The sequence below is a fragment of the Halobacillus sp. Cin3 genome, from assembly GCF_947311855.1.
GTDB lineage: Bacteria > Bacillota > Bacilli > Bacillales > Halobacillaceae > Halobacillus > Halobacillus kuroshimensis.
In genome coordinates, this window is record NZ_CAMZMV010000006.1 from 109,596 (window position 1) to 115,686 (window position 6,091).

Here is a 6,091-nt window from a genome sequence, read left to right on the forward strand (position 1 = left end):
ATGCTGTGACGTTAAGGTTTTATGACAATTGAAATAACTCCCTCACCTTTCCGATAAACGCCTGCACCTGTTCCGTGATTTCCTCTTCACTCATCGGAGTGACGACTGAAAAATAACGGGTGGTCGGCTGAATATAAGGAAGGGGCATAATCAGGTGCTCGGCAGCTGTATGGGTCACGACCGTCTCTGAAATAAAGGAAAGCCCCAGCCCTTCCTTTACCCCCTGAACGACTCCATGATTGCTCCCGATTGTAATCGTCTTTCGCGGACGGATATTGTACGACTCCAGCATCGATTCCATCATCGCCCTTGTACCGGATCCCTCTTCCCGGATAATCCACGTGTGATCCTGCAGGTCCTCGAACGCCAGCGTTTCACATCTGCGAATCGGGTGCTCATCCGGCACGATGACGACCATCTTATCCTTCATAAAAGGGAAAGAAGACAATCCCTGATCAGCCACGCGCCCTTCAACAAGCCCTATGTCCAGGGAATGAAGCTGAACTTCTCTGTTGATTCTCTCAGAATTGGCAATGGTCACCTGAAGGTCCACTTCAGGAAACTCCTGGTCATACGCCCGGAGAAGGGAAGGAAGAATGTATTCCCCTACAGTATAACTCGCTCCTATTTTCACCGTCCCTTTCATCTGTTCATGATACTGCAGCACTTCTTTTCTGGCTTTATCCATTACCCCGAGAACCTGTCTGGCTCTCTTATACACCATCTCGCCTGTCGGTGTGACATCAAAACGTTTCGGTGACCGGTCAATCAGCACGGTATTGAATTCTTCTTCCAGATGCCGGATGTGGGAGCTTACTGTGGGCTGTGAAAGCCGGAGCAGTTGAGAAGCTTTTGTAAAGCTTTTCTCATCGATCACCGTGATGAGCGTTTTCAATGATTCAAAATCCATGATGACCCTCCTATTATTATTAAATCCTATTGTTAACATTATAAAGTTTTATTTTACTAATAATCAACAGCCACTTATGATAAGGAAGGAATAGAAAGGAGCATCATCATGAACATGATTACATCAACGATATATAAACAGCCACTTCTTTCTGGCATTGCATTCACAGCCTTATTATCAGCGGCCGGTTTTCTGGCTGCCCAGCTTCCTGGAGTCAGTCAGATCGGACCTTTAGCTGCCGCCATTCTGCTGGCTGTCCTCTACCGGCATTATTTTGGTTATCCCGAACAAATGAAAAGCGGTATTCAATTCGCAGCGAAAAAACTGCTTCGGCTGGCCATCATCTTATTCGGCCTCCGTCTGAATATGAACATGATCGTCAATGAAGGACTTCCCCTCTTATGGAAGAGTGTCCTCGTCATCATTTTTGCAGTAGGATTCATGGTCCTTGCAGCTAAAATGTTTAAAGCCGACCTTTCGCTTATGACCCTGCTCGGAATCGGCACCGGCATCTGCGGGGCCTCAGCAATCGCAGCCGTGTCGCCGATCATTCATGCTAAGGAAGAGGATACAGCCGTAAGTGCCGGAATTATATCGATTGTCGGTACGCTCTTTGCGATCGGCTTCACCATTATCCGGCCGATCCTTCCTCTGGATGCAGACGCCTATGGCATGTGGGCCGGTCTCAGCCTGCACGAAATCGCCAATGTTGCCCTGGCCGGTGAACCGGCAGGAGCGGATGGGCTGGGCATGGCCTTTCTCGCAAAGCTGGCACGCGTGTTTCTCCTTGTCCCTGTGAGTCTTCTGCTTCTCTGGGTCATGAAGCTCCGGAGCAAAGGAGAAAACCAAGGATCCATCACGTTCCCCTGGTTTCTGCTGGGATTTATCGTCATGAGTCTGTTCGGAAGTTATGTCGAAGGTACGTATATCACCATTCCCGACCCTGTCATGAACAACCTGCTCACCCTCACATCCTTCCTGCTGACGATGTCGATGGTCGGCTTAGGGCTGAGTGTCAGTCTCAGAGATGTTCGGGACAGAGCATTAAAACCGACGGTGATATTGATTTTCGTCTCCATCCTGCTGGCTTTTTTCACATACTGGATCTTTTAACTCCTCTCTCACGAGGAGTTTTTTTGTCTCTTTCCTGCACTCTTTGTCGAAGGACTTAAGCTCACCAAGTCTTTTGGTAAAATAAAGGAGGATCAGGGTGTCTGACATGCCTGTCCTTTCTATGCATATAGTAAAAGCAGCGGACTTATAGAAAGGATTCAGGTATATGAATGCTCCAGCTAAAATGAGTGCATCCCTGTATGCCCTGTTGTCCATCACTTTCTGGGGAATTTCTTTTGTTTCGACCAAGGCGGTGCTCGAAAAAATAGACCCGTACTCCCTGCTTGTTCTACGCTTTGGAATTGGAGCTCTATTTTTATTTTGTATGATTGTCGTCTTCCGCTACCCCTTAAAAGTACGCATAACTCATCTGCCCCATCTCCTCGTTCTCGGCATTCTAGGGGTTTACGTCCATCAGGTGATTCAGGCGACCGCCCTTTTATCCATCCAGGCCTCCGATGCCGGATGGCTCATTTCTTTTTCACCCATTTTCACGATTGCTTTATCATTCATCTTTCTACACGAACCTCTAAGTCTGAAAAAAACAACAGGAATCATTACAGCTGTTCTCGGTGTGCTTCTTATCACCTCCGGAGGGGAAGGATCTTTTATCAAGATTTCTTTGAGCATGGGGTATCTGCTTATGATTTTAAGCACTCTGAACTGGGCGGTCTATTCGGTACTTTTGAAGAAGCTGGCTGTCCCTCTCCCTTCCATCGTCCTAACCTTTTATATGAGCATCATCGGCTGTCTGCTGACCCTGCCTATTTTCATCAGAAACCAAGGGTTGACTCAGCTGGCTGCCTTGGAATTGAGCCATTGGGCCCACCTGTTGTTTCTGGGTATTTTCGTTTCCGCTGTGGCCTACTGGTACTGGGCGAAAGCACATGAAATTCTGCCCGCCTCCCAAGTGTCTGTGTTTATGTATTTGGAACCCCTGGCCACATTGTCCGCCGCCATGCTTCTCCTTCATGAAAAGCTGGCAGCCACATCAGTCATTGGTGGTCTATTCATTTTAACAGGGGTTCTGCTGGCCCAACATCAAAAAAGAAAATAAAGGAGGAAACCGTGATGCACATGGAAGAACGGGTGCAAAACGCTTTTCGTACGCTGACAGATCACTCTCCGGCATCATTGAAAAAAAGACTGCTTGAATGTGACATTACACTTGAGGAGCTGGATCCCTACCTAAAGGATCCTGACGGTAAACCGTACTACCGCCAGATGATCTATGAGGATGAACATGTGGAGATGATTGTGATGAATTGGGCAGACATCGAATGTGCCCCTCACGATCATGGAGAATCATCCGGCTGGATACTCGTTATGAACGGGGAAACGAAACAAACCATCTATAAAGGAGGAAGTGAAAAGCTCCCTGAACCCCTTTTTACAGAATACAAGGAAAAAGGACGGACAATGTTCGCTCCAAAAAAGGGGATTCATAAAATGGGACGCAGCGGAGAAAATGATCTTGTCACCCTTCATTTATACTCCCCACCGATTCGGGGCATGAAAGTATATGACCTGGACACCTGCGCTGCTTGTGTCGTTTCCGCAGACTGTGGTGCCTGGTGGCCGGAGGAACAGCGTCAGCGGCTTAGGGAAATACAATTGGAGAAGAGTTGAGCGAGTGACGCAGAAAGAAACCGGGAACTCCTGGAGGCACCGGAAGACAACGGAATATCAGCAAAAAAAGAGGAAGCGGGGCCCCGCTTCCTCTTTTAATCCATTTCGTATTGATCTTTTTCTTCAGCAAAGCGGTTATACCGGCGCTGGAACCAGTGGAAAAAGTGAGAAACAAACACCTTTAAAATGGCATAGCCCGGGATGGCCAGGATGATGCCAATGATTCCAAAAAGGTGACCGGCCGTAAGCAGGACGAAGATAATCGTGACTGGATGGATGTGCAGGCTTTTCCCCATGATCTGGGGAGAAATGAATTTTCCTTCCAACAACTGCACAACCGTCCAGACGAAGACAAGCTTCAGAACCATGAACGGGGAAGTCACAATAGATATGATTAACGCCGGCGTGATTGCAATTACCGGCCCCAAGTAAGGGACTACGCTCGTGACACTGGCGATTGCAGCCAACAGCAGGGCGTAATCCAGTCCGATGATCAAAAATCCGATATACATCATGACACCGATGCAGAAACTCACGATGATCTGCCCTTGAATATAGGCACTTAACTGATGATCAATCCCTTTGAATACACTTGATACCTCCGGGCGCGCTTTAGGCGGAAACAGACGGATCATGACTCCGGGCAGCTTATGACCGTCTTTTAATAAGTAAAACAAGATGAAGGGAAGAGTCACAATGGCTACAACGACACTGGTGACTGTAGATATGATACTTGTGATCCCTTCCACTGTCTGCGTGGCATAGGATGATATGTAGTCCGGTACTTGGTTGATCATCCCATCTACATCCTGAAACATATTGGTGTAGTATGCGGAGAAATAAGAATTCTTCAGCCACTCATCCATCGATGATATTAAGTCGACGACATAGCGTGGAAGTTCTTCCGAAAGACTGATCAACTGTTTTTCCAGGAAAGGTATGATCAAAACGATCACCAGCGTAATTAACCCGATGAGAACGAGCAGCGTTAAGACAATACCCCAAATGCGTTTAATTTTCCACTTCTCCAGTAAGTTAATCACCGGCCGGAGCAGATAATAGACAACAACAGACAAGATGAGCGGGAGCGCTACGGTTTTCACAAATACGGCAACGGGCTCGAATATAAACCATACATTTGAAAAGACCAGGATATTCAATCCGATCATTAGTAGAATACCTAATAGAAATAATGTTTTACGGCCTCCAAAGAATCGGATGACCGGTGTGGAGTCCCAGCGATTCATAAACATTTCTCCTCAGCACAGCATGATTGATTTTATTCTATCACACAGAAAGCTCTTTCCACGTTATCCAGCTTTTACAGATGGAAGCTGTTGGCTGTGACCTTTTCTCTTCGTAGACAGGTAGACGCCTGCAAAGATTGTCAACAGGCCGTATATAAGGTTGGGCGTAACAGCTTCCCCCAAAAGTACACGACCCCAAATCAAGGCGGTGACAGGGACAAGGTAGGTGACCATACTCGCAAACTCGGCCCCAGCCTGATTAATCATATAATAATAGAGAAGGTGAGCCGCCCCTGATCCGAGACATCCAAGACCGATGACAGCCAGTATGGATTGAAGGTCCATATCGATGACATTTCCCCAGCTGGCCGGATCGAGCCAGAACATTCCGAGCGCACCGGAAGCGGCTCCGACCAACAGACCGGCTAAAGCCAGCAGGACGACGTCTGTCCCTTGAAGATACCTTTTGGTGAAATGGGATACAAACCCGTAGCAGGAAGCCGCTAAAAGCATTGTACCGACTCCGATGAAACGCTCCCCTGTAATCTCTCCGGGGCGAAACCCGGTTAACAGGATGATACCTGCAAAGCCGATCATAATACCTCCCCACTGTCTCCAATGCAGACGGACAGAAAACAACAGAAATCCTGCCACTCCTGTCAGAATGGGTGTAGAGGCATTCAATACAGCAGCCATATTGCTTGTCAGTGATGTCTGACTTAGAGCAATCAGTCCCCACGGAAGTCCGGCATTGAACAAACCGACAACGATGAGACGCTTCCACGGAAGAACAGCCGGCCGCTTCCCCTTCCACCATCGATAAAGAAACAGCGGAAGAAGGACGGCGGCGCCGGCCATACACCTTAGAAACACAGTCCCCCATACTCCCGCAACAGGTATAAGGACCTCAATAAAGACAAAGGATAACCCCCATATCAAGCTAAGTGCCATTAATGCCCCGTACAGCTTCACGCTCTATCTCCTCCTTCCCCTCATTAATATGGTAATAACAACCAATAATTCTATACTCTATCAAATCTAAACGTACCAATCAATAGAAATGAAACATACGTTTTTCTATACAAAAAAACCTCCAGGACAATCCTGAAGGTTTTGTGTGACGTGGCAGCGTCCTACTCTCACGGGGGTAAACCCGACTACCATCGGCGCTGAAGAGCTTAACTACTGTGTT

6 protein-coding genes are annotated in these 6,091 nt (G+C 47.6%); 3 read left to right on the forward strand and 3 right to left on the reverse strand.

Annotated elements, in window-relative coordinates:
* Positions 1–19 precede the first annotated feature (19 nt).
* A complete protein-coding gene (locus QMA39_RS17240; protein ID WP_027956880.1) occupies positions 20–910 on the reverse strand; it encodes a LysR substrate-binding domain-containing protein in 891 nt (296 codons plus the stop codon).
* Between the two features lie 108 nt (positions 911–1,018).
* Here QMA39_RS17240 and QMA39_RS17245 point away from each other — a divergent pair, with 108 nt between their 5' ends.
* The 3 genes from QMA39_RS17245 to QMA39_RS17255 all read left to right on the forward strand — a co-directional run bounded on the left by QMA39_RS17245 (position 1,019) and on the right by QMA39_RS17255 (position 3,652).
* Positions 1,019–2,023 carry a putative sulfate exporter family transporter gene (locus tag QMA39_RS17245; RefSeq protein WP_027956881.1) on the forward strand — a complete coding sequence of 335 codons (1,005 nt, stop codon included), beginning with the start codon at positions 1,019–1,021 and terminating at the stop codon, positions 2,021–2,023.
* 166 nt (positions 2,024–2,189) lie between these two features.
* Entirely contained in the window at positions 2,190–3,080 is an 891-nt protein-coding gene (locus QMA39_RS17250; RefSeq protein ID WP_206935677.1) for a DMT family transporter, read from the forward strand.
* A 14-nt stretch (positions 3,081–3,094) separates the two neighbouring features.
* Positions 3,095–3,652, forward strand: coding sequence for a cysteine dioxygenase family protein (locus QMA39_RS17255; RefSeq protein ID WP_206935675.1), 558 nt, complete (start codon positions 3,095–3,097; stop codon positions 3,650–3,652).
* 95 nt (positions 3,653–3,747) lie between these two features.
* Here the strand turns inward: QMA39_RS17255 and QMA39_RS17260 are convergent, their stop codons facing one another.
* Complete coding sequence (locus QMA39_RS17260; RefSeq protein ID WP_206935671.1) at positions 3,748–4,899, reverse strand: AI-2E family transporter; 1,152 nt, start codon at positions 4,897–4,899, stop codon at positions 3,748–3,750.
* Between the two features lie 63 nt (positions 4,900–4,962).
* The gene (locus QMA39_RS17265; RefSeq protein WP_281659414.1) at positions 4,963–5,871 is read right to left on the reverse strand and encodes a DMT family transporter; all 909 of its coding nucleotides are present in this window, start codon (positions 5,869–5,871) and stop codon (positions 4,963–4,965) included.
* Positions 5,872–6,091: the final 220 nt, after the last annotated feature.